The organism is Bradyrhizobium sp. Kon58, from assembly GCF_055807455.1.
This window is the reverse complement of the sequence record NZ_JBVVOT010000082.1, coordinates 1-1,410: the sequence shown is the minus strand read 5'-3', so window position 1 is coordinate 1,410 and position 1,410 is coordinate 1. Positions and strand designations below refer to the sequence as shown.

At 62.0% G+C, this 1,410-nt stretch carries 3 protein-coding genes; all 3 read left to right on the top strand.

Annotation, left to right across the window (positions count from 1 at the left end):
* Positions 1-83: 83 nt before the first annotated feature.
* Positions 84-473 (top strand): IS66-like element accessory protein TnpA, encoded by a 390-nt coding sequence (gene tnpA, locus AC0L20_RS39485; protein ID WP_007591026.1) that lies wholly within the window; start codon positions 84-86, stop codon positions 471-473.
* On the top strand, positions 470-817 hold the full coding sequence (tnpB, locus tag AC0L20_RS39480; RefSeq protein WP_007591027.1) for an IS66 family insertion sequence element accessory protein TnpB: 348 nt from the start codon (positions 470-472) through the stop codon (positions 815-817). Before tnpA ends, tnpB begins: the two co-directional genes overlap by 4 nt.
* Before the next feature lie 72 nt (positions 818-889).
* On the top strand, positions 890-1,410 hold a 521-nt coding region (locus AC0L20_RS39475), incomplete at its 3' end, for a transposase domain-containing protein (protein WP_473295585.1).

Genomic DNA, 1,410 nt, shown 5'->3' with positions numbered 1-1,410 from the left:
GTATTCCTCCGGGGTGGGCCGCCTTGTTGAGTTGCAGGTATCCGACGAGGATCTAGCTTTAAGGCTAGCCTTAAGGTCGGTAGATGCGGGTAGAGGTCCTGGGCGGGGTTGAGCGTCGTCGTCGCTGGTCTCGCGACGATAAGATGCGGATCATCGAAGAGACGCTGGCGCCCGGCGCGGTTGTGACGGAGATCGCGCGGCGGCACGGCATTTCGACGAGTTTGGTGTTCACGTGGCGGCGGCGGGCGCGCCTGGCGAGTGTCGTTTCGGCGGGACCGAAGCTTGTCCCTGTTCAGCTCACCCCGGGTGCGACCGAAAGCGTTCCATCGATTGAAGCCCCAGCGGTGATTTCGCCCCGGAGGCGCCGGGGCCTGATCGAGATCGAACTCGGTGGCGGCAAGCGTGTCAGCGTTGACGAGAACGTCGATGCTGACGCGTTGGGGCGGGTCCTTGATGTTCTGAGCCGGCGATGATCCCGATACCGGGTGGCGTCAGAGTCTGGATCGCAACCGGCCACACCGACATGCGTCGCGGCATGCAGGGTCTGGCTTTGCAGGTTCAGGAGAGCCTGAAGCGGGATCCCCACGCCGGAGATCTCTATATCTTCCGAGGCCGGCGTGGCGATTTGGCAAAGATCCTCTGGCATGACGGGATCGGGCTGTCGCTCTATGCGAAACGCTTGGATCGCGGAAAGTTCATCTGGCCTTCGGCGTCAGGTGACGCGGTGTCGATCTCGGCGGCGCAGATGGCATACATGCTCGAAGGGATCGATTGGCGCAATCCACAACTGACGTGGCGGCCGACAAGGGCGGGATGAGCGAAGAAAAATGTGGAAACCCGCGTATTTTGGGGTGCCGCAAATCACTAAAACTATGATTCACTTCGTCTCATGGATGCTGATCGCGCCGCTCTTGCCGAAGAAAACGCCGCGCTGAAAGCGGAGCTGGCGGTAGCGCGGGCAAAGGCGTCGGAGGACGCCGCGCTGATTGTGCAGCAGACCTTGCGGATAGCGAAGCTCGAGCGCCAGGTTTACGGCCAGAAATCGGAGCGCTCGGCGCGGTTGATCGACCAGCTGGCGCTTACCTTCGAAGAATTGGAAGCTAACGCGACGGAAGACGAATTGGCGGCGGAGCAGGCAGTCGCCAAAACGACTACGGTTGACGGATTTACGCGCAAGCGCGCTGAGCGCAACACGTTCCCAGACCACCTTCCGCGCGAGCGGGTGGTGATCGATCCGCCGACGGCGTGCGAATGCTGCGGCGGCAATCGCTTGCGCAAGCTCGGCGAAGATGTGACCCGAACGCTGGAATCGGTGCCGCGTCCGTGGAAGGTAATCGAGACGGTGCGCGAGAAGTTCGCTTGCCGCGACTGCGAGAAGATCAGCCAGGCACCGGCGCCATTCCATGTGAT

Bases quoted from the DNA above. Each gene is read 5' to 3' on its own strand.
- tnpA (WP_007591026.1), top strand. From the start codon at position 84: ATGCGGGTAGAGGTCCTGGGCGGGGTTGAGCGTCGTCGTCGCTGGTCT.
- tnpB (WP_007591027.1), top strand. From the start codon at position 470: ATGATCCCGATACCGGGTGGCGTCAGAGTCTGGATCGCAACCGGCCAC.